Source organism: Nitrospirota bacterium (genome assembly GCA_016207905.1).
In the GTDB taxonomy this organism is placed as follows: domain Bacteria; phylum Nitrospirota; class Thermodesulfovibrionia; order Thermodesulfovibrionales; family JdFR-86; genus JACQZC01.
On sequence record JACQZC010000084.1, the window covers coordinates 1 to 23,095 of the forward strand.

General features: G+C 42.8%; 21 protein-coding genes. 19 read left to right on the forward strand and 2 right to left on the reverse strand.

Annotated elements, in window-relative coordinates:
* Nucleotides 1–197 precede the first annotated feature (197 nt).
* From guaA to HY805_09980, 5 genes are all read left to right on the forward strand, one after another.
* A complete protein-coding gene (guaA, locus tag HY805_09960; protein MBI4824535.1) occupies nucleotides 198–1,736 on the forward strand; it encodes a glutamine-hydrolyzing GMP synthase in 1,539 nt (512 codons plus the stop codon).
* Between the two features lie 149 nt (nucleotides 1,737–1,885).
* Nucleotides 1,886–2,932, forward strand: coding sequence for a site-specific DNA-methyltransferase (locus tag HY805_09965; protein ID MBI4824536.1), 1,047 nt, complete (start codon nucleotides 1,886–1,888; stop codon nucleotides 2,930–2,932).
* Nucleotides 2,933–4,060, forward strand: coding sequence for a hypothetical protein (locus tag HY805_09970; protein ID MBI4824537.1), 1,128 nt, complete (start codon nucleotides 2,933–2,935; stop codon nucleotides 4,058–4,060). It begins immediately after the preceding gene.
* A complete protein-coding gene (locus HY805_09975; protein ID MBI4824538.1) occupies nucleotides 4,057–4,950 on the forward strand; it encodes a polyprenyl synthetase family protein in 894 nt (297 codons plus the stop codon). The genes HY805_09970 and HY805_09975 overlap by 4 nt, the downstream gene beginning before the upstream one ends.
* Nucleotides 4,947–6,797 (forward strand): 1-deoxy-D-xylulose-5-phosphate synthase, encoded by a 1,851-nt coding sequence (locus tag HY805_09980; protein MBI4824539.1) that lies wholly within the window; start codon nucleotides 4,947–4,949, stop codon nucleotides 6,795–6,797. Before HY805_09975 ends, HY805_09980 begins: the two co-directional genes overlap by 4 nt.
* Here the strand turns inward: HY805_09980 and purL are convergent.
* Nucleotides 6,764–10,651: a phosphoribosylformylglycinamidine synthase gene (gene purL / locus HY805_09985; protein MBI4824540.1), complete on the reverse strand. Its 3,888-nt coding sequence runs from the start codon at nucleotides 10,649–10,651 to the stop codon at nucleotides 6,764–6,766. The genes HY805_09980 and purL overlap by 34 nt on opposite strands.
* A 29-nt stretch (nucleotides 10,652–10,680) precedes the next feature.
* Here purL and HY805_09990 point away from each other — a divergent pair, with 29 nt between their 5' ends.
* Entirely contained in the window at nucleotides 10,681–11,100 is a 420-nt protein-coding gene (locus HY805_09990; GenBank protein ID MBI4824541.1) for a hypothetical protein, read from the forward strand.
* 6 nt (nucleotides 11,101–11,106) lie between these two features.
* Here the strand turns inward: HY805_09990 and gmd are convergent, their stop codons facing one another.
* Nucleotides 11,107–12,129, reverse strand: a complete 1,023-nt coding sequence (gmd, locus tag HY805_09995; GenBank protein MBI4824542.1) for a GDP-mannose 4,6-dehydratase — start codon at nucleotides 12,127–12,129, stop codon at nucleotides 11,107–11,109.
* A gap of 320 nt (nucleotides 12,130–12,449) precedes the next feature.
* Here gmd and HY805_10000 point away from each other — a divergent pair, with 320 nt between their 5' ends.
* From HY805_10000 to HY805_10060, 13 genes are all read left to right on the forward strand, one after another.
* A complete protein-coding gene (locus HY805_10000; protein ID MBI4824543.1) occupies nucleotides 12,450–13,091 on the forward strand; it encodes a DUF4919 domain-containing protein in 642 nt (213 codons plus the stop codon).
* A 75-nt stretch (nucleotides 13,092–13,166) separates the two neighbouring features.
* Nucleotides 13,167–13,397 (forward strand): DsrE family protein, encoded by a 231-nt coding sequence (locus HY805_10005; GenBank protein MBI4824544.1) that lies wholly within the window; start codon nucleotides 13,167–13,169, stop codon nucleotides 13,395–13,397.
* A 150-nt stretch (nucleotides 13,398–13,547) separates the two neighbouring features.
* Entirely contained in the window at nucleotides 13,548–13,901 is a 354-nt protein-coding gene (locus HY805_10010) for a DsrE family protein (protein ID MBI4824545.1), read from the forward strand.
* 14 nt (nucleotides 13,902–13,915) lie between these two features.
* Nucleotides 13,916–14,191: a hypothetical protein gene (locus HY805_10015; protein ID MBI4824546.1), complete on the forward strand. Its 276-nt coding sequence runs from the start codon at nucleotides 13,916–13,918 to the stop codon at nucleotides 14,189–14,191.
* A gap of 26 nt (nucleotides 14,192–14,217) precedes the next feature.
* The gene (locus HY805_10020; GenBank protein ID MBI4824547.1) at nucleotides 14,218–15,405 is read left to right on the forward strand and encodes an NAD(P)/FAD-dependent oxidoreductase; all 1,188 of its coding nucleotides are present in this window, start codon (nucleotides 14,218–14,220) and stop codon (nucleotides 15,403–15,405) included.
* Nucleotides 15,406–15,428: 23 nt separating this feature from the next.
* Entirely contained in the window at nucleotides 15,429–15,854 is a 426-nt protein-coding gene (locus tag HY805_10025; protein ID MBI4824548.1) for a DsrE/DsrF/DrsH-like family protein, read from the forward strand.
* Between the two features lie 71 nt (nucleotides 15,855–15,925).
* The gene (locus tag HY805_10030) at nucleotides 15,926–16,249 is read left to right on the forward strand and encodes a winged helix-turn-helix transcriptional regulator (protein MBI4824549.1); all 324 of its coding nucleotides are present in this window, start codon (nucleotides 15,926–15,928) and stop codon (nucleotides 16,247–16,249) included.
* Nucleotides 16,250–16,368: 119 nt separating this feature from the next.
* On the forward strand, nucleotides 16,369–17,604 hold the full coding sequence (locus tag HY805_10035; GenBank protein MBI4824550.1) for a sulfurtransferase: 1,236 nt from the start codon (nucleotides 16,369–16,371) through the stop codon (nucleotides 17,602–17,604).
* A 136-nt stretch (nucleotides 17,605–17,740) separates the two neighbouring features.
* Nucleotides 17,741–20,044, forward strand: a complete 2,304-nt coding sequence (locus HY805_10040) for an MMPL family transporter (protein MBI4824551.1) — start codon at nucleotides 17,741–17,743, stop codon at nucleotides 20,042–20,044.
* Nucleotides 20,041–20,838, forward strand: coding sequence for an outer membrane lipoprotein-sorting protein (locus tag HY805_10045; protein ID MBI4824552.1), 798 nt, complete (start codon nucleotides 20,041–20,043; stop codon nucleotides 20,836–20,838). The genes HY805_10040 and HY805_10045 overlap by 4 nt, the downstream gene beginning before the upstream one ends.
* 67 nt (nucleotides 20,839–20,905) lie before the next feature.
* Nucleotides 20,906–22,114 carry a hypothetical protein gene (locus HY805_10050; protein MBI4824553.1) on the forward strand — a complete coding sequence of 403 codons (1,209 nt, stop codon included), beginning with the start codon at nucleotides 20,906–20,908 and terminating at the stop codon, nucleotides 22,112–22,114.
* 76 nt (nucleotides 22,115–22,190) lie between these two features.
* Entirely contained in the window at nucleotides 22,191–22,487 is a 297-nt protein-coding gene (locus HY805_10055) for a type II toxin-antitoxin system RelE/ParE family toxin (protein MBI4824554.1), read from the forward strand.
* A complete protein-coding gene (locus tag HY805_10060; protein ID MBI4824555.1) occupies nucleotides 22,484–22,741 on the forward strand; it encodes a type II toxin-antitoxin system prevent-host-death family antitoxin in 258 nt (85 codons plus the stop codon). The genes HY805_10055 and HY805_10060 overlap by 4 nt, the downstream gene beginning before the upstream one ends.
* Nucleotides 22,742–23,095 lie beyond the last annotated feature (354 nt).

Here is a 23,095-nt window from a genome sequence, read left to right on the forward strand (position 1 = left end):
CTCCCGCAAGGGGAGAGGGTAATTAAAAGGAAGCAAAAACCTGTCCTGTAAGGAAAAATGCGATTTGCTTTATCGACCCCACCCTTGATGGGAGGGGTTAGGGGAGGGTGATTTAATTGACGCATTCAGTCTCACATGTATCTGAACTTATTCAGTAGGGTTTAGACATTTAACCCATCAATCCTTTATAATTCAATATGCAAAAAGACAGGATTCTGGTATTGGATTTTGGCTCTCAGTATACACAGCTCATAGCAAGAAGAATCAGGGAATTAAGCGTTTATTCCGAGATAATGCCTTTTAATGCACCTCTAAAGAGGATAAGGGAATTTGAACCCCTCGGCATCGTGCTTTCAGGAGGGCCCTCAAGCGTATATGACAGAGATGCTCCTATGCTCGATATGGCGGTCTTTAAGCTCGGCATCCCTATCCTTGGAATCTGCTATGGAATGCAGATTATGGCACATATGCTTAAAGGTAAGGTGGCAAAGGCTCAGAGAAGGGAATACGGAAAGGCAGAGCTTATCAGTGACAAACCAACCGTGCTTTTTAATGGCATTAAAAAAACCTCCTCTGTGTGGATGAGCCATGGCGATAGGATCGAGAAACTCCCCCATGACTTCGAAAAACTTGCACATACAGAGAACTCCCCTATTGCAGTAATAGGAGACAAAAAAAGAAACCTCTATGCCCTTCAGTTTCATCCTGAGGTGGTTCATACGGAAAGCGGAAAACAGATATTGAAGAACTTTGTTATGAAGGTCTGCCATGCCAAACCCACATGGACTATGCGCTCCTTCGTAGAGACTGCAAAAGAAGACATAAGTTCGATGGTTGGCAAAGGCAATGTCATCTGTGGAATAAGCGGAGGAGTGGATTCCTCTGTAACTGCCGTTTTAGTGCATGAGGCAATAGGAGATAACCTTACATGTATATTCGTTGACAATGGTCTCCTGAGGGAAGGAGAGGCTAAAAAAGTGGAAACTACCCTGAGAAAGAACTTTCATATGAAGATACAGTGTGTTGATGCCGAAGAAAGATTCTTGAGAAAGCTTAAGGGAATCACTGACCCCGAAAGAAAAAGAAAGATTATTGGCAATGAATTCATCCGTGTCTTCGAGGAAGAGGCAAGAAAGCTCAAGGGTGTTTCATTTCTTGCACAGGGAACCCTTTATCCTGATGTCATAGAGTCTGTCTCATTCAAAGGACCCTCTGCTACCATTAAGAGCCATCATAATGTAGGAGGGCTTCTTAAAAGAATGAGGCTTAAATTAATAGAGCCCCTGAGGGAGCTTTTTAAAGACGAGGTAAGGGTTTTGGGCAAGGAGCTTGGTATGCCTGATGAGATACTGAAGAGGCATCCCTTCCCGGGTCCAGGGCTTGCTATAAGGATCATAGGAGATGTTACAAAACCGAGGCTTGATATTCTTAGGAAGGCAGACTCTATAGTTCTTGAGGAGATTAAAAGGGCAGGGCTTTATCAAGAATTGTGGCAGGCATTTGCAGTTCTCCTTCCTGTAAAGAGCGTTGGTGTGATGGGTGATGAAAGGACTTATGAGAATGTCATAGCTCTCAGGGCAGTTAATTCTGTTGATGGAATGACTGCTGACTGGGCAAAACTTCCTTACGATATTTTGGGGAAGATCTCAAATAGGATTATAAACGAAGTAAGGGGGATAAACAGGGTTGTCTTTGACATATCCTCAAAGCCCCCAAGCACGATTGAGTGGGAGTGAAGGTAGTGACAAAAAAGAGTAGAAAGAATCCTAAAACTATTAAAGGTCTAAGAATAAAGTCTATTACGGGGATAGCTGAAGACGCCGAGGCTTATGGAAAGAACCATGATAAATGGCTTTACTCAAAGAAGTCTTCAGCTACTGATGCTATAGAAGCAAAGGATTACAGAGATAGGAGTTATCTTTCTGCTATTGAAGCTGCCACTTATTTACATACATCCGTTAGCGGTATTCATAACTTAGTTCGTAAAGGCATCATTAAGGCAAAGATTGCTGTAAGCGGACAGATGCGATTTGACCTAAAAGACTTAAAAAAACTCACTTTGACATTAATAGTCCCTTCAAAAAGAAAACCCATAGTTGATAAGTTTTCAGAATTAAATATTAATGAAACGGTTCAAAGAATATTTATAAAGAATTCTATGAAAATGGAGGCTCTAAAGTCCGAGTCAATTCATCTAATGATAACTTCGCCTCCTTATTTTAATACCAAGATGTATTCTAAAGAGCATATTGATGGAGACTTAAGTGATATTCATGATATAGAAGAGTGGTTTGAGAAGATCGGCGCGGTTTGGAGCGAGGTTTTCAGGGTTTTGCAACCGGGTAGAAAAGCCTTTATAAATATAATGAATTTACCGATAAGAGAAAGACATGGTTTTAGGACATTAAATCTGGCTGGAAGAACCATAGACCTGTGCGAAAAAATAGGCTTTATTTTTAAGCGTGATATTATATGGCATAAAACCAATGCTGTGAGGGCACATTTTGGAACATATCCTTATCCAGGAGGGATTTTAATCAACAATATGCATGAATTCATATTGGAGTTTAATAAGCCTGAAAAGAAAGGATTTAGTAAATATGGACATCTTACTAAAGAGCAGAAAGAGCAGTCCAAACTTGACAAGGGATTCTGGATAGAAATCAAAAAGAGTGATGTATGGGTTATGAAACCACAAGGAAGCGGAGACAGGAGAAATCATATCGCACCATTTCCTTATGAGCTTCCATTTAGACTGGTAAAGGCATTTAGCTATATTGGAGAAACGGTTTTTGACCCTTTTATGGGTTCCGGGACGACTCTGATAGCTGCAGCTGATTTAAAAAGGAATGGTGTAGGGTATGAGATTAACCCTGAGATTGCTTCTGAGGCAGTAAGGAATCTAAGAAACTATCAAACAAGGTTGATATAAATGAAATTGGATGCGAAGACGATATACGCCCAATCCAGCGATATAAAATCCCGCACCTATTTAGAATATCGCAGAGACATGAAGAAAAAGGCAATTGCCGAATTAGAGGTGCTTGAATGGTTAGAAGGTAAAATTAAAGGATTATATCCTAAAAAGAAGGTGCTGGTTTATAAGTCAGGTGGTGATAGGTTTTTATGGTTTTTAAGGAAGGGTGGTGTTTCAAGAGAGCCTGACTTTATTGCAGAGGTAAATGGCAGCAAGATAGAATTTGAGTTTCAGTATGCTGAAAAAGCAGATTTAGAATTTTATGATTTCAAGATATCTAAGGTTGCTAAAAAGAAGGGTGGTAAACAAGAGCCTATAGAGAATAAATTCTTTGCTTATATTCATAAGCCACTACAAAAATACGCAATATTTAAACCTGAATGGATTGTCAAGAACGGTGAGTATGGAATGGTTGAGGCATGGAGAACTTATGCATTTAGGATTTCAAAAGACAGGTTTGAAAGAGTGCTTAAGCCAGACTTTACTTTAGAAAAGCTCTGCCAACTGATAGATGCTAAAAATTTTATTCTTAACTTTCAGCATAAATTAGTCGACATACATAAAGAGAAACTTTCGCATCTTCTTCAGGGCGTAGTGGATGAAAATAAAGTCATTAAAATTATACCTAAGGACTTAGATAGCTTCTTCAAGGTTTGCTTTATCTTAGATAATCTAAGTAAGATTCCTCAGAATGCCAATCTCTGGCTTATTTATCTTTTAAGTTACATTAGCGACAATATCTCGCTGGAGGATGTATCTAAAATCACTTACTGTATTGACTTTCTTTATTCTAAGATTGAGTTGAAACAAAACGAACTCACCCGATTAGTTGATAGTACTAAGGGATTACTTGCTAAAGTTAAAATGTATTACAATGGAGATGGCTCCTATAGGTCATCATTAAGCGAAAGCCCTTTAAATGAGACGAGGTATGCGTTATTCTCAATAAATCTTCTTGAGGATTTAATTCAGGATATAATCTTTTATTACCCTGCCACCGAGTTAAAGCCGATAAAGAAGATATATGAGAATGTAGAGGATGTTGGAAAGACAGTTAGGTTGCTTAAAGGTATAATCCAATGAAAAAGACATTTGATATAAAGCCCTATCTTAACGAAAAAAAATCCCTTATTGACTCCTTCTTAAGGTCTTATTTCAGAAAGCCATTTAAGCCTTTAATCCTGAGGGAATCAATGCGTTATTCCCTTCTTGCAGGAGGAAAAAGGCTAAGACCCATACTTGCACTTGCCTCTTATGAGGCATGTGGAAAAGACCCGAAAGACATAATTCCTTATGCATCGGCATTAGAGTTCATACACACATATTCCCTCATACATGATGACCTTCCTTCCATGGACAATGACGACCTGAGAAGGGGAAAGCCAACAAATCACAAGGTGTTTGGAGAGGCAATTGCAATACTTGCAGGAGATGCCCTTCTTACAGAGGCATTTACCATACTTTCAACACCTACAAAAAAAATAAAAGGCACTGCACATCTTCGGGCAGTCAATGAGGTTTCATGTTATGCAGGTATAAAAGGCATGGTTTCTGGTCAGGCAGAAGACATCCTGTCAGAAGGCTCTATGCCTGAGCCAAAGACCCTTTCCTTTATTCACATGTATAAGACAGCCTCTCTCATAACTGCATCCGTAAGGCTGGGCGCAATACTTGGAAATGCCTCTAAGCCTAAACTGAACTGCCTAACAGTATATGCCCGAAACCTCGGACTTGCCTTTCAGATAGTAGATGATATACTTGATATTAAAGGCTCTACGGAACAAATGGGCAAAACCACAGGCTCTGATATAAGAAAAAAGAAGATGACATATCCAACCCTTTATGGCATCGAGAAATCCGAAAGCAAGGCACATAGCCTTATAGGCTCAGCAGTTCATGCCATTAAAGATTTAGACAGAAAGGCAGAGCCTCTGAGGGAGATAGCAAGATACATTCTGGTGAGAAAAAATTGATTGAATATATAAAATCCCCTGATGATCTGAAAAGACTTACTATCGACCAACTCAGCCTCCTTGCAGAGGAACTCAGAGAGACAATAATAAAGGCAGTGTCTTTTTCAGGCGGGCATCTTGCCTCAAACCTTGGGGTTATAGAGCTTTCTATAGCACTTCATTATGTCTTTGATTCTCCTAAAGACAAGCTCATCTGGGATGTGGGACATCAATCCTATGCCCATAAGCTCCTTACAGGAAGATATGAAAGGTTTCACACCCTTAGAAAGCTAAGCGGAATATCCGGGTTTCCGAAGGTAAGCGAAAGCCCTTATGATGCGTTTGGCACAGGTCATAGCTCAACATCCATATCAGCAGGAACCGGGATGATAGAGGCGAGGGACATAAAAGGCGAGGATTTTAAGGTTATCTCGGTCATAGGAGATGGTGCTATGACAGCAGGGTTAGCCTTTGAGGGACTTAACCATGCAGGGCATCTTAAGAAAGACCTCATAGTAGTGCTTAACGACAACGAGATGTCTATATCGAGAAATGTTGGTGCGCTCTCTGGATATCTAAACAGAATTCTCACAGGCGACCTTTATCGGAGGTTTAAGAAAGACACAAAAAGCCTTATAGAAAGCATCCCACGGTTTGGTAGCCATTTCTCGAAATTTGCCCAGAGGATTGAGGAGTCATTAAAAGGGCTTTTCCTTCCAGGGGCGCTCTTCGAAGAATTAGGCTTTAATTATGTAGGTCCGATAGATGGTCATAACATTCCGCTTCTCATAGAGACATTCAGAAAGATTAAGAATCAAAAGACCCTTTCGTTAATCCATGTGATAACAAAGAAGGGCAAGGGCTATGAGCATTCCGAGAAAGACCCTGAGCAGTTTCATGGCATAGGGCCATTTGAGCCAGAGACAGGCTTTCCTCTATCAGGCGCCGTTACATATAGCGATATATTCGGACAGGCACTGCTTGAGCTTGCTGGGTCTGACCCTAAGATAGTTGCCGTATCAGCTGCAATGAAGGATGCCACAGGGCTTGGACCGTTTGCCGATAAATACCCAGACAGGTTTTACGATGTGGGCATTGCAGAGCCCCATGCAGTGACATTTTCAGCAGGTCTTGCAATAGGGGGCTTAAGACCTGTTGTTGCCATATACTCAACCTTTATCCAGAGGGCATATGACGAGATAATACACGATGTATGTCTTCAAAACTTACCTGTTATATTTGCCATTGACAGGGCAGGCATAGTTGGACAAGACGGCCCAACACACCACGGGGTTTTCGATATATCCTTTCTAAGGCATATACCCAATCTCATAGTCATGTCCCCAAAGGATAAAGATGAGCTCAGGGCAATGCTTGAGCTTAGCCTTAAACATAATGGCCCCTCTGTAATTCGGTATCCAAGAGCAAAGGCAGAGGAAATCTCTTCATCTACATCGTTTGGTATCGGTGAAGGCGAAATCCTCAAGGAAGGTAAAGACATAGCCCTTCTTTCAATTGGAGGCACTGTTACATCGGCACTTTCCGCATCAAAGAGACTCCAATCCGAGGGTATAGATGTAATGGTTATCAATATGAGGTTCATAAAGCCTCTGGATAAAAAACTCATTATCTATGCGGCTACTCTTACAGGAAGGATTATAACGGTTGAGGACAATGTCCTTCAGGGAGGGTTTGGAAGTGCGGTGCTTGAGTGTCTGAATGAGGCAGGCATGGAAAATGTCAAGGTAAAAACCCTCGGCATACCGGATGAGTTTGTAGAGCATGGAACACAGGCAGAGCTTAAAAGAAGATATGGAATAGATGAGGATGGGATTTATACTTTAGTGCACCAGCTCCTTGCATTCTGAAAAAGCTTTAGCCATGGCGATTCCTTAAGGGTTTTTTTCCATTCGAGGGGCATCCACTGCCACTGCCAATTAAGAAATGTCCTTTCAGGATGAGGCATCATGGCAAGGTGTCTTCCATCAGGACTACATAATGCGGCTATGCCCTCTAAAGAGCCATTTGGATTAAAAGGATATGCCTCTGTAGGGTTTCCTTTGTCATCCACATATCTTATTGGTGAAAGTCCCATATCCATGACCCTCTTATAAACCCCTTTGTCCGGGAAATATGCCCTGCCCTCACCATGCGAAACCCATATGCCTAAGACAGAGCCTTCCATTCCCTTAAGCATAATCGATTGGCTTTGAAGTATTTTTACTGTCGAGAACCTCGATTCGAATCTTCCTGATTTATTCTGTATAAAACGAGGCTGTTTTTTACCATCTAAGCCTGCCTCGGACAACCAGCCCAAAAGTGCCATAAGCTGACAGCCATTACACACACCAAGGCTGAATGTATCTTGCCTTTCATAAAAACCCTCGAACTCTTCTTTAAGCCTTTTATTGAACCTGATGCTTCCTGCCCAGCCCTTTGCCGAGTCAAGCACATCTGCAAAGCTAAAGCCTCCAACGAATGCAATGCCCCTCATCTCCTTAAGACTTATTCTTTCCTCTATCAGGTCTGTCATTGTGACATCGTATGTATTAAACCCTGCCATATAAAAGGCAGATGCCATCTCCCTGTCTCCATTACTTCCTTCCTGCCTGACGATTGCCACATTTGGCATTATAGATTTCTCCTTTAGAGCCGAGATTTGTGGGTAAAATGTGAGAACATATTCAGGTGCTTGCCTTTCATATATATTTTTCTTTTCTTCTTCTATGCACTCAGGGTTTGTCTGAAGCCTGTCAAGCTGATAGCTTGTTTCCTCCCAGATAGCTCTTAACGAAGGCATATCCTCATCGAGGAGGGTATTGCCGCTTGCCATAACCCTAATCCTATTGCTAAGTGTGCTTTCTCCGATAACCTTAAACTTCACATTCGAGGTATCTAAGAGAGCCTCTATCTTGTTTTCATCCTCAGGCATATACTCAATGATAAGTCCTGCCTCTTCGGCAAAAAGAAATGCTGATGGGTCAGAGACATCTCCGATATTAATATCAATGCCCTTATTGCCTGAAAATGCCATCTCGAGCACTGTTACAATTAGACCTCCATCGCTAATGTCATGTCCTGAAAGGAGAAGGTCTTTGGAGATTAGGCTCTGAATTGCATCAAAAGCCCTTTTAAGGAGCAAGGCATCTTCTATGTCAGGGGATTCATTGCCAATTTGTCCAAATACCTGTGCGAGGGCACTTCCGCCGAGTCTTTTTCTTTCATCTCCCAGGTCTATGTAAAGCAGTCTGCTATTGGGCATCTTAATGTCAGGTGTAATGACCTTTGTTATGTCAGGCATGGTCGCATATGCAGATATGACAAGCGTTGGAGGGGATTTAACTACCTCGCCTGTTTGGGGTAAAACCGCTGCCATAGAGAGACTGTCTTTACCTCCGTCAACTGCAATTCCAAGCTCAAGCATTATGTCTCTCATTGCCATAGAGGCATCATAAATGAGCGCACCTTCGCCCGGTAGTTTTGCAGGCCACATCCAATTAGCAGAGCATCTTATATCCTCAAGCCGTGTTATCTTTGCCCAAACCATGTTCGTCAGTGCCTCGGCAACGGACATGCGTGCCATTCCAGAGGGGCTTATCAGACCCTTTATTGGTTGTTCTCCTATCGATATTGCCGCACCAGTCAGACCAAAATGGCTTTGGCTAATGACTGCCACATCCGACACAGTAAGCCCTAATGGACCTGCACACTGCTGTCTTGCTATAAGTCCTGTTACGGACCTATCGACCTTGCTCGTAAGAAACCTCTTTGAGCCAACGGATAAAAGCCGTAAAACCCTTTTGAGGCTATCTTTTACATTTAGTCCCTCTAAAAGTCTAAGAGGCTTAAGTGTCTTGGGAATGCGGGTTATACTAAATGTCTTTCTTGGCATCTCACCTAAGACCTTTTTGAGGTCCAAGTCCACTGGGGTTGAGCCATCATGGCTGTCATAAAGAGTAACCCTTCCACTACCTGTTATCTCGCCTACGAATGAAACTGGGACATTTTCCCTACTACAAAGCCCTTTAAACATTTCTGCGTTTTCGGGCTTTATAAGAAGTGCATTCTGCTCTTGATATTCAGCACTCCATATCTCGAGGGTCGAGAGGGTTTTATCCCCAATCTGAATGTTTCTAAGGTCTATCCTTGCGCCCTCTGGATATATGAGCTCTTTAAGGACATTTGAGTTTCCCCCTGCCCCTTGGTCATGAATGCTTATTATGGGATTATCCATTCCCATCTCAACGCATGCCCTTATGACCCTGTTTAGCTTTTGCTCCATCTCTGCATCTCCTCGCTGGACTGCATTGAAGTCAAGCTCCTCTACATTTTCTCCCTGAATCATGCTCGATGCCGCACCTCCGCCCACGCCGATTCTATATGCAGGACCTCCTACTTTTACAATGAGCATCCCCTTTTCAGGAGGGCATTTCTCCGTATGCCTTTCATCCATCTGTCCTATTCCGCCTGTAAACATTATTGGCTTGAGCCACTCCCTTCTTTCCGATGTATTTACAGACATTCCGAATGACCTTGTAAAACCCTGTATTACAGGCTCTCCGAATTTATTTCCATAATCCGATGCACCATTACTTGCCTCTATCTCTATCTCAAGAGGGCTTGCAAGATTGGATGGATAAAGAAACCCCTTATCTTCCCATGGCAGTTCATACCCGGGTATAAGGAGGTTTCCAACGCAATAGCCTGTTGTGCCTGCAACTGTAATGCCTCCCCTTCCAACTGCCTGAACATCCCTGATTCTTCCACCTGTTCCTGTCTCTGCGCCGGGAAATGGGGCAACACCAGATGGGAAATTATGTGTCTCTGCAGTAAATATGATGTTGTATCCGACATCCTTTGAGATAAACCTCGATGGTCTTCCCGGATACTCAGGCAGGATTGTCTTTATCTCATACCCTCTGATGGAGCTTGAGTTATCCTTGAAGGCTATGACACTATTACCCGGGCTTGCCTCGTAAGGCGCCCTGACGATTTCCATAAGGCTCTGGGGAATCTCTTTTCCATCGATTACCAATTTCCCCTTAAAGAACCAGTGTCTTGAGTGCTCGCTGTTTGACTGTCCTAAGTCAAAGCATTCGACATTAGTTGGGTTTCTTTCCATTTCCTTGACAAACAGTCTGTAGTAATAATCCATGTCCCATTCATCGAGACCAAGACCCATCTGGATGTTTATCTCTTTAAGGGCAGATATACCCTTCTCTATAAGCGGAACTCTAAATACAGGCTCGGGCTTGAGCCCTGTTTCAAAGGTCATTAGGCTCTGGGGATAAGGGCATTCTGTCATCTTGTCATGAAGCGTAAAAAGCACATCTTTAATAGCAGACTCCGTGATTACACCTTTAAAGATGTATCTCCTTGAGCGCTCTATGCGATTGACTTTTTTAATGCCAACTGCATGACAGATAGAAACTGCATTCGTAGACCATGCAGTCTGAAAGCTCAACCTCGGGCCTACTTCTATAACCCCATCTTTAAGAAACGGCAATTCCCCGAAGCCCTCGGGCTCGAATGTCTCCGAAAGAAGCCACATGAGGGTATCAAGCTCGTCTTTGGTTAACGGCTCTGTAAGCTCTATATTGAAACAATACTCTGCCTCTATGTCCTGAATGTCAGGGGAGACCTTCTGCCTCAAGGCGTAAAGCAGTGCGTTTTTCTTAGCCTCAGAAAACCCGGGTGTTCTATAGAAATGAAGAAGGTGCATAGATTATTATTTATAGTATAATAGAATCCGTGAAGAAAATCCTGCTTATATCAGGCATTATCCTTCTCCTTTCATCCTGCGAAAAGGAGGCGGTTAAGCCTCCTTCAGAGGACTCCCTGATAGCTCAGGAGGCATTTGGGCTTGCAGATTCTTTAAGGTCTCTATATGAAGGAAAGGATTTTGAAGGGCTTAAAGACTACGCTACCGAGCAAGGCTATAATGACATTAAAAAGGACCTCGCGGAATTCAAAGGCGTTTCGCTTTCATTCACACCGAGACTGGTTGAGATAAAGGCAGAGGCAGTTTATCTCAATATCTCATGGCAGGCAAGCTGGAGCATTAACGGTAAAGTTAAGGAAGCAAAAGGCATGGCTGTTTTTGAGCTAACAGGAAGTCCTCTTAAGCTAAACCGTATTATAAGGGCAAGCCCATTTAAGATTCCAGATTAAAGTGGTTTAACCCTTTGATATGAGGTTTAAATCGTGTCTGACCATTATGCTCACAAGCTCCCTGAATGTTGTCTTTGGAGACCATCCAAGTTTTTTCTTTGCCTTTGAGTAATCTCCCTTGAGAACATCGACCTCAGCAGGTCTAAAAAACTGTGGGTCTATCTTAACGAGGGTATGCCCTGTTTTCTTATCTATGCCCTTTTCCTTTATGCCTTTTCCCGACCATCCTATGTCAAAACCTGCCACTTTAAATGCAGTCTCGACAAACTCCCTTACGCTATGGGGCTCACCTGTGGCTATAACATAATCATCGGGCTTAGACTGCTTGAGCATGAGCCACATAGCAGTCACATACTCGGGTGCATAGCCCCAGTCCCGCTTGGAATCTAAATTTCCAAGCATAAGGCAGTCCTTTAAACCATGCTTAATCTTTGCTACGGTATTAGTTATCTTTCTTGTAACAAACTCCAGTCCCCTCAAAGGGGATTCGTGATTAAAGAGTATTCCTGAGCAGGCAAACATGCCATAGGATTCCCTGTAATTGACTGTCATCCAGTGTGCAAAAAGCTTTGATGCCGCATAAGGGCTTCTTGGATAAAACGGGGTCTTTTCGTTCTGGGGTGTTTCTCTTACCTTCCCAAACATTTCAGAGGACGATGCCTGATAGAACCTTATCTTTGGATTTACAGCCCTTATTGCCTCAAGAACCCTGAGAGGACCAATGGCAGTTACATCTGCCGTGAATACAGGCTCTTCAAATGAAAGTGCAACAAAGCTCTGTGCACCGAGATTGTATATCTCATCAGGCTTCACCTTTTCTATTGCCCGATGAATGTTTGTGAACTCAAGAAGCTCGAGGGGAAGAAACTCTATCTGGTCTTCTATGCCTAAGAATTTTAACCTGTTCACATGAAGGTCAGATGTCCTTCTGAATGCCCCATAAACACGGTAGCCTTTTTCAAGAAGAAGCTTAGAAAGATATGCTCCGTCCTGTCCTGTTATGCCTGTGATAAAAGCCTTTTTGGGCATTGCCCCTCCAATCTAATCCAGAAGCATCGGGATTAGATTATAACATACAATCCCATTTTCCTTATGCAAGGGGATACTTCATCTTGAATAAGTTCAGATACATATGAGACCCTCCCCTAACCCCTCCCGTCAAGGGAGGGGTAAAGCAAATCGCATTTTTCCTTACAGGACAGGTCTTTACTCCTTTTAATTACCCTCTCCCCTTGCGGGAGAGGGCGAGGGTGAGGGGGATATAACTGTCTCATATGTGTTGAACCCATACATCTCTTGCCTAAAACCTTAGAAAGTGAGATAATTGGGTAAATTAAGGAGGTGGCAAGATGAACTATAAAACTCCTTTCGTTATCTTAACCCTGCTATCCATAGCATTTAGCCCATTCGGCAAAGAGGCAATTGCCGAGGATAAATCCTATTACACCCTGCTTGATAAGGTAAAGAGTTTTGACCGCTCGGTTGATTTTAAGGCGCTAAGGCTTTCCTACACAGAGACATCTGAGTATGACCCTTATAATGAAAATACCAGTGAAACAATGGCAATGTTTAATGCCTTGAATAGCAAACAATATAAGGAAGCTATTAAAAATGCCCTGTCCATATTAGAGAGCAGTTATGTTAACATTCCTGCCCATATCGTCTTAAGCATCTCTTACCGTGCAATAGGGGATTCGGGAAAATCCGATTTCCACGACTTTGTCGTAAAAGGGCTTCTTGACTCCATCTTTGACTCAGGACAGGGCAGGTCTCCTGAGTCTGCATATCAGGTAATCAGCATAAAAGAGGAATATGTGATTCTTGATGTCTTAGGCCTTGAGAAAAAAATCCAAAGCCTGATAGTCTCAGGTGGCCATAGTTATGACCGTATAGAGGCAACAAACCCGAAAACAGGCAAGACAGAGGTTTTTTATTTCAATGTGGATATACCATTAGGATGGTTAAATAAACAATTCCAAAAGGACAAATAAAAGACAGGTTATAATTTTCCGTGACAATATATGCAAATATTGTTATATTTGCATATAAAGCAGGAAGGAGGTCTTATGGCAAAGACATTTACGATTCTCTTAGGGACATCTCCCTATGCATCGGAAAACACACTTACTGCCTTACGCATTTCTGACTCGGCACTTAAGGGAGGTCACACAGTCAATCTTATAGCATCAGGAGACGGAGTTTACTGCTTCCTAAAGGGACAGAAGGCAAAAGGCATAAAAAATGCCTCTGAGGAGTTCTCATCGCTCATTGAAAGGGGCTTGAAAGTCTTTCTCTGAGGTGGATGCCTGAATTTTCGCCGTGCAGCGAAAGACGACTACCTCGAAGGCACAGATGTTGGCACCCTTAAAGGCTTGTTTAAGACAATGGGTGAAACGGATACATGGCTCAACCTCACAAATTAAGGGGTTAAGAGGGATGGAGGATATATGAAGAAAATCGCAATAATCTCAAGAAAACAGCCTTACGGTGACATTAATTCGGCAGAGGCAGTCAGACATGCACTTGGTGCTGTTTCAGATGAGCTTATCACCGTGCTCATAATGGTGGATGGAGGTGTGCTTCTTGCAAAGAAAACTCAGGATGTCGGAGACACAGGCTTTACAAACCTTGCCGAAACTCTAAAGGACTGCACTGATATGGGTGTTGGAGTCTATGTGGATAAGCCCTCTCTTAGGGAGCAACATCTTGAGCCAGAAGACCTTGTGGAAGGCGTAAGAATCATCAATAGCTCTGAAATAGCAGGGCTCATCAAAGAGGCAGATGTCTCTTTGATTTTCTAAAATGAGGAGGTATTATGCTCGTACTGATTAAAAGTGCACCAGATACAGCTGATGGCAAAAGGGCAGTCAAGCTCGCAAGGGATATGGCAGGAGACCTCGTGCTTATGCAAAATGCAGTTTATTTTGCGGAAAAAGAGCGTTTAGAGGGCTTCTGCGGAACAATATATGCTCTCGATGAGGATATATTGCTAAGGGGTATCACAGAGACAGAAAAGGGCATAAAGACCCTAAGCTATGATGAGCTCATAGAGATAATGGCAGAAAACAATAAGGTAGTAGGCGCTTTTTAGGGGCTCTAAGACCCCGGGGAGATAACATGGCAAAAATAGTAATACTTGGAGGCTCATTTGGAGGACTTACATCCGCATATGAGCTTAAGAGGCTTCTTGGAGACAAAGCAGATATAACGGTTGTTTCGGACTCCGATAGATTCGTCTTCATACCTTCGCTTCCATGGCTCAGTTTTGGATGGCGAAAGGCAGAAGACATAACGCTTTCCATTAAACCTATCTTAGAAAGAAAAGGCATCGCATTTATTCATGAGGAGGCAAAGGGAGTCGATGCCGACTCCTCTAAGGTTATTACTGCATCTAAAGAGCTGACCTATGACTATCTCGTTATAGCCACAGGACCTTATCTTGCCTTCGAAGAGGTTCCTGGACTTGGACCTAAAAAGGGACATACAGAGTGCATATTCACGATCTCTCAGGCTGAAAGGGCAAAAAAGGCATGGGATAGGTTTCTTGAGGCTCCAGGGCCAATAGCAGTAGGCTCTGTTCAGGGAGTAAGCTGTTTTGGACCTCCGTATGAATATGCTTTCGAAGCTGATGCAGAACTCAGAAAAAGAAAGCTCAGACATAAGTCACCTATATATTTCATAACCTCTGAGCCATATATCGGGCATTTCGGCATAGGAGGTTTCGGAGCATCGAAGAGCTGGCTCGAGGATGAGTTTGCGTGGAAAGACATAAGGGTGCTTTCGAATCAGGCAGTGGAAGAGTTCACACAATCAGAGGTAAGGCTAAAAGACGGAACAAAGATACCGTATAAACTCAGCATGTTTGCACCTCCCATGAAGGGTGTGCCTGCTGTAACTCATTTAGGAAACCCCCGTGGATTTATCCCTGTTGACGATACCATGAGACACAAAACTCACAAGAACATCTTCTGTATTGGCGTTGCAGTTGCCATAGCACCTCCAGAGCCAACTCCCATCCCAACTGGTGTTCCAAAAACAGGTTACATGACAGTGAAAATGGCGCTTACTGCCGCAAAAGCCATAGCCTCTGAAATCACTGATAAGGGCTATGTTGCCCCATACGAGATGGATGTCATATGTCTTATGGATATGGGTGAGACAGCGGCATACATGAGGGCAAAACCGCTTCTTTCGCCAAGGCAGGAGATAATACTTAAAAAAGCCAAATGGGCTAAGTGGCTAAAGGTATGGTTCGAGAAGTATTTCCTTTTCAAGATGAGACATGGCATCCCGAACTGGCCATGATGCCATGCAGATGGAGGTGAGCTATGGGAGAGAAGATAAGAAAAAAAGTCTCGATAATGTGCTTTCATGACGAGCTATGCCAGGTCTTTAATGCCCTTATGACTGCATTAAGCCTTCTAAGGGAAGGCTCTGAGGTTACAATATTCTTTGGCTCAAGGGGAGTAAATGCAATCCATAAGGACAAGGTAAAAGAGCTTAAGTGTATGCCTGATGCCCCAAAAGAGGTGAGCGATAGAGTTATGAAGAAGATGGAGGAGATGGAACTGCCCTCTGTAGAGGACATGTTCATAATGCTCATAGCCGAGGGTGCAACAGTGCTTGCATGTCCCTTGAATACATCGTTGTTTGAGATGACACCTTCTGACCTTGTAGATGGCGTCAAGATTGCAGACCCTACAAGATACTATAAAGAAGTAGTTATTCGGGCTGATATGAACTTGACCTTTTAGAAGAAATATGCTAAAACCTCTTGAAAGGAGGTCTATATCTCTATATTCTAATATTAGAAGCTATGAAAAAAATGAAAAAACTCATATTCACCTATCAGGCAGACATATGCAAGACATTGGGGAATCCCAAAAGGCTTGAGATTATAGAAGCCCTCTCCAATGGGGAGCTAAATGTTACGGAACTGGCAGAGCGGCTTGGGATTCGAAAGGCAAATGCATCGCAACACCTATCTGTTTTGCGCTCAAAAGGGCTGATTATTGCACGGAGAGAAGGTCTTAACATCTACTACAGCATAGCAAACCCAAAGATAATTACGGCATGCGGGATGATGCGGGAAGTTCTTTTGGAACAGCTTGAAAAAGGGGGGAAACTGGTAAGGAGATTCCGGTCGTGAATATATATTTTTTTCGAAAGTATATTCATATCTTTGAATATTCAGATAAAGGAGGTGATAAGTAAATTTTTATCCGATTATAACATGTAGTATTATCCCAGTTGCTAAAGGAGGCAAATATGAAGAAAGGATTAATTGTAGGGGTTGTTGTTGTTATCCTCGGCTTCCTTGTGGTATACAGCCAGTCAGGCATTCCAGAAGGGGCAAAGGAGAAAAAGCCTGAGGCAGGCGGATATGGCGGCACAATCAGTCCAAGAACACCTATGATTGAGTATGTGGATACGCCTGCCTCTCCAGATGAAGAAAAACTGGCATTAAAAGGAGCAAACCTACACCTTTTAGTGCAACCTGCGGACATGGAGAAGAACTTAGGGAAATGGACTGTCGTTGACTGCCGTCCAAAAGACCTATACGACGAGGGGCACATACCAACTGCAATACACCTTGGTGAGACCTGTAATGACTTCTTTAGAGATGACCTTGTAGTAGAAGGGATAGGGATGATTGAAGACCTCAAACTTGGAGATGTAGGAGAGCTTGAGAAAAAGTTGAGCAAGGTTGGAATCAGCATGGATAAGACCATCCTCTTCTATGACCAGAGGGAAGACCCCGGAGAGACCAGCAAAGGAAGGTATTACGGTCAATTCGCAGGCTATGTCTTTGTGCCATTCTGGTATATGGAATATATGGGGCATAAGGATGTCCGGGTGCTTGACGGCGGTATCGGTGCATGGAAGGCAGAAGGCAAGCCCATCGAGCAGAAGGCAAACAAACTGCCACCCACTCAATTCAAAGCAGATGTCCAAAGAAACAGGCTTGCAACCACAGAGGAAGTGCTGAAGATAGCTCAGAAAGAAGAAGATGCACAGCTCGTTGATAACAGGACAATGGATGAATATCTGGGTGAACACCAATCACCACCAAAACACTTTCTTGAGGGTAAGGTAAGAAGAATGGGTCGTATACCAAACACGAAACTCAATGTCCCGCACTATTTTCAGTTCATTGACCCAAATACAGCCAAGCTCAGACCCACATACCAGCTTGCGAGGCTCTACCAGTCTCTAAACAAAGACAAGAGGACTGTCCTTTATTGCTACATAGCAAACCGAATCTCTCTTTCTTACTTCGTGCTTAGGTTGTTAGGATTCAATGACCCAGCCATATATCACGATAGTTGGATTGTCTGGGGGAGTGACCTGAGCCTGCCTGTGGAGGAGATGAAAATGGTTGCAGAGGTCATACCTGGAGATGTTGATATAGGGAAAAGAAGTAAAATCCCAGTTAAAACAAAGGCACCTGCTAAAAAGCCAACAAAACCTAAGAAGGAACAGGGTGAAGCAGGGGGGTATTAATTCAGGGGTTGCTGTTTCAGGAGGTGTAAATAAAGGGCAGGGGCTCAGCCCCTGCCTTTATACAGGAAAGATTGCTTAGAAGGGTAATCAGTGCTATACTGCTAATAATTCTTACTAACTTTTTCAGGAGGAACCCTTGAGGAAACATTCTTTAGTTAAATTCTCTGTAGAGCATCCAAAACTAATCGTTGTCCTGACTATCGCTATATCTTTAATCTTCATGACCCAGTTCCCGAAGATAAAGACGGATACGAACCCCAAAAACATGCTTCCTGCCACTTCAGATGTGAGGGTATGGAATGACGGTGTAGAGAAAACCTTCGGCCTTTACGAAGACATGCTCGTACTTGGAATAGTTAACGACAAAGGTATTCTTAATAAAGGTACACTCGGAAAGATTAAAAGGCTCACCGATGAGATATTGAAAATCAAAGGTGTTGCGGCAAGGGATGTAAACAGTTTTACCACTATTACGAATGTATCAGCAGAGAAAGGGGTTTTAAGGGTAGCTCCCCTTATGACAGAGACTCCCCGAACCGACGAGGAGATACATGCCCTTAGAAAGATGCTCTACGAAAATCCACTTTTTATCAATAGGATTATCTCAGAGGACGGAAAAACCACCGCAATATATGTCCCTCTTGAGGAAGGCGCAAATGGAAAAGAAATAGCAGACAGGATAAGAGAGATAGTAAAGAAACAAGAGGGGGACGAAAAATACTATGTTGCAGGGGACCCTGTTTCAAGAGACACATTCGGAGCAGAGATGTTCAAGCTCATGGCTATCTTTGCACCAATTGCTGGAATGGTCATGCTTTTTGTCAGGTATCTCATGTTTAGGGACCTATTTCTTTCCATCACCCTGATGATGGATGCCATGGTGAGCATCGTCTGGAGCATGGGACTTCTTATTGGACTTGGATTTCCAATTCATATTATGAGCTCCATGGCACCTGTATTCCTGATGGCAATAGCTACGGACAGCATGCACATATTTAACGAGTTTTACTTCCGCTTCAGAGAGACAAGAAACAAAAAAACCGCAATAATTGAGACAATGCAAGCAGTAGGTCGGCCTGTAAGATACACTGCCCTCGCAACTGCAGTAGGCTTTGCTGTCTTGATGTTCATGCACATCATTCCTGTTAAGGTCTTTGGCGGGCTTGTGGCATTTGGAACAATAGTTTTAAGGCTCTTGAGCTTCAGCTTCATACCTGCCATGTTTACCTTTGTTAAAGAAGAAAAGATTGCTAAAATCTCTCATGCAGAAGACATCGGCATAAGCAAGGGCTCACAGTTTCTGAGAAAACTTGCTGGATTCGGCACGCATAAGCCAAAGATGACTGTTACTATCGGTCTTTTGCTTTTTGTAACTGCAATCTTCGGCATAACGAAAACAGTTGTCAATAACAATATGGTGGAGTGGTTCAAGAAGGATTCTGAGGTGCGCACTGCCGATAGGGTTATGAATCAGGCACTCGGAGGGACATCCCTCGGTTATGTTGTTGCAATCTCAGAGAAAGACGACTATATCAAAACCCCTGAGGCAATGCGTTACATAGAAAACCTTCAGAGGCATCTTGAAAAACTCCATGTTGTTGGAAAGACGACCTCTGTTTCAGATTATGTTAAACGAATCAACCGTGTCCTTCATGACGACGACCCGAGATACGACACCGTTCCTGAGACAAAAGAGACGATTGGCCAGTATCTATTCCTATTTTCGATGTCTGCAAAGCCCTCTGATCTGGATAATGTTGTAGACTATCCATTTCAGAAGGCAAATATATGGGTTCAGCTCAAGACATGGGATGCTCAGGCAATGAGGGATGTGATAAAGGCAGTAGAAGAATACAAAAAGTCGCATCCTGTCATTATGGAATTTAAGCCTTCAGGCATCGCCTATTTCAATCTCGTATGGAACAATGCGGTTCTTTTTGACATGCTCAAGGGCTTCATCATTGCACTTATTGTAGTTTTTGTCATCCTTGCCTTTAACTTCCGTTCGATAAAATGGGCGATTGTTGGCTACATGCCACTTCTTTTTACAATCCTTCTTATATATGGAGTTGTCGGCTTTATCGGTAAAGACTTTGACATGCCTATCTCTGTATTAAGCTGTCTATCGCTTGGCATGGCAGTGGACTTCGCTATACATTTTGTAAGCAGGCTCAGGCAGAGGCTGAATGAGGCATCAGGGGAATCTCTGAGCGATGCACTTCTTTGGACTGCCGCACGACCGGGCAAGGGGATTATGAGGAATGCTATTCTTTTTGCCGCCTCATTCGCTGTGATGCTTTTTGCCCCTCTTACGCCTTATATCACAGTAGGGGCATTCATCGTAAGTATGATGCTCTTCAGTGCATTAATGACGATAATCTATCTGCCAGCCCTGATTACATTGATGCAGAGTTGGCTTTTTAAAGGAGGTCTAAGATGAGAATCTTTTCATCGGTAATAGCGGTATTGGCAGTTCTATTCATATCTTCCAGTTCATTTGCCCTAAGCGCCGAAGAGATGATGAAAAAATCTCAGGCTGCATTCCTATATGCAGGGAAGGATTTCAAGGCTCGTGTGATGATGAAGCTCATAAGTAAAGGTGGTCAGGAAAGGACAAGGGAACTCACGATGCTCAGGAAAAACTACGGAGAGCCAGGCGAAGAGCAGAAATATTTCATGTACTTTTTTCAGCCTGCTGATGTCAAAGACATGACATTCATGGTCTACAAATATCCAAAGAAAGACGATGACAGGTGGCTTTTTGTGCCTTCGATTAATATGGTAAGAAGAATAGCCGCACAGGACAAACTCTCAAGCTTTGTGGGCTCTGACTTTACATACGAGGATATCTCAGGAAGGGATATAGAGGACGATACTCATGCACTTGTAAAGGAAGAAAAGCTTGGTGACAAGAACTGTTATGTAATAAAGAGCACTCCTAAGACTGCTGATGTGGATTATAGCTATAAGCTCTCATGGGTTGACAAGGCAAGCTACCTTCCTGTCAAGGAAGAATATTATGACAGAAAAGGAGAACTTTACAAGGTCTTCACTGCTGATGAGATAAAGGATATAAAGGGATTCCCAACGGTCACAAAAAGGACGATGAAGAACCTTCAGAGCGGACATACGACGACGGTCGCTTATTTGAAGGTGGACTATGACATTGGCATCGAGGACAGCCTTTTTTCGGAGAGATACCTGAGAAAGCCTCCTAAGAAATGGATTGAATGAATCCGCCATCTGAAAGCCCATCTGAGGAAACAGCGATAAATAATCTTTCCAAAGGAGCTGGGTTCGTATGCATGCTTGCAAGAAAGAACTATTAATCACTGTTTCGTTAATACTTCTAATGCTGAACACTGCATACGGAGGAGATGTCTCCATTCATGGCTTCATACAGGGAAACTACTCTGTTAATACGGACAGGGAAAATCCAGATGGAGGTGATTTCAAATGGGCAGAAGAAAGGGTGCAGTTAAAGCTCGATGTGGATAAGGAGCTGTTCAGGCTCTTCCTCAAGGCAGATGCCTTCTATGACCATATAGATGATGAAGCAGGTGTTGAGCTCAGAGAGGGGTATGCGGATTACACTGCCAGTAAATGGGACATTAGAGCAGGAAGACAGGTCATCACATGGGGTATTGGAGACATGCTTTTCATAAACGATGTCTTCCCTAAAGATTACGAGGCATTCTATTCAGGAAGACCCATAGAATATCTAAAGAAAGCCGTTGATGGAGTAAAATTAGGTCTTTATCCATCTGCTATGAACTTTGAATTAGTGCTAATCCCGTTTTTTGAGCCTAATACCTATCCGAGAGGAGAGAGGTTTCACTCCTCTTCGGACATTAAAGGCGATGAGCCAGCAGTAACCTTTGACAACACTGAGTTTAGCCTGAGGGCATATCGTAGCCTCAGTGGTTTTGACACATCGGTTTATATTTATAAGGGTTTTTTCAGGGCACCTTCTATGCAATCAGGAGGAGGATTTTTTTATCCTGAGCTCTCTGTATTTGGCGGAAGCATCGAAGGCTCTATAGGAGAAGGCATACTTGGGCTGGAGGCAGGATATTATGACTCAAAAGACGACAGGGCTGGAGCTAATCCATCCTTACCTAATTCCACAAGCAGGCTGATTACATCTTATAAAAGACAGCTTATGGAGGACTTTAACATTGGGCTTCAATTCTACATGGAGTATATGCACAGGTATTCGGAATATGAAAAAAACCTGCCCTTTAGTATGTCCAAGGAAGACAAACTCTATGAGCTTATAACAGTAAGGCTCACAAGGCTTCTCATGCACCAGAATCTGACACTTTCTCTTTTTACCTTTTATAGCCCCTCTGATGCCGACTGGATGCTTAACCCTGAAGTAAAATATAAATTTACCGATAACCTCGGGGCATCCTTAGGTGGAAATATCTTTGAAGGCAATATGAAGGGACGATGGGGAGGGCTTAAGAAAAACGACAATGCCTATTTCCAGATGAGATATGAATTTTAGGGGTCTGCTTTTAAGATATTATTCTGATTTGTTTAGAGTATAAGCAAATAATGAAAGACTTTTTTAATAGGTCACTATGAAATATCGCATAGGATACTCTCCAGAAACAGAAGGGCATTTACAGGCACTAACGAGGCGTCAGCAGGTGATTGTGTTGGACACCGTAGAAAAACAACTGCAATACCAGCCTGCTGTGGAGACCATGAACCGGAAACTCATGAGGCCAAATCCGATAGCTCCGTGGGAACTTCGTATCAGGAGCCTTAGAGTTTATTATGATGTTGATGAGGGCGAGTATGCTGTTTATATCTTGGCAGTTGGCGTCAAAGAAAGGAATAATGTTAAAATTGGAAAAGAGGTGATAAAACTATGAGGACTGTCGAAGCAGCAAAAGCTAAACCGCTTGCGGAGTACGCAGAAAAGGTAAAGAAAGAGCCATTAGTGGTTACTTCTGAAGGCAAGCCTGTAGCTGTTTTGGTAGGCATCAAGAATGCTGACATGGAGACTGTCTCTTTAAGCAATAATCCGCGATTTCTTGCCCTAATCGAGCGCTCGCGCACAAGGAGAAAATTGAAGGTTGGGATTTCCACGGAAGAAATGCGCCGCCGGCTGAAAATAGGCTCGTAAGATTATCTCTAACCTAAGAAGCCTCTCAGTTCCGTAGAGGGGTAAGGTTTTTTTAATCCTATCGGCAGATTTAGGTTTCCCTGATTATCTGAACTTATTCAGGTCATGGATTTTTGTTAATTTGGGGTTTCACCCCAAACCCTAGCCCTCTCCCGCAAGGGGAGAGGGAAATGAAAACCATAGTTCATTTTTTACTCGACAAATAGATTTCAATAGTTTATTATCTAACTATAGTTTATAGGGAAGGATAAATATGAAAAAGGATTACACATACCCCTCTTAATAGAAAGAGTAAAGCAAAAGTAAAGGAAAAGTAAACAAGTAAACATGGGAATCTTTAAAAGTCAATGGGTT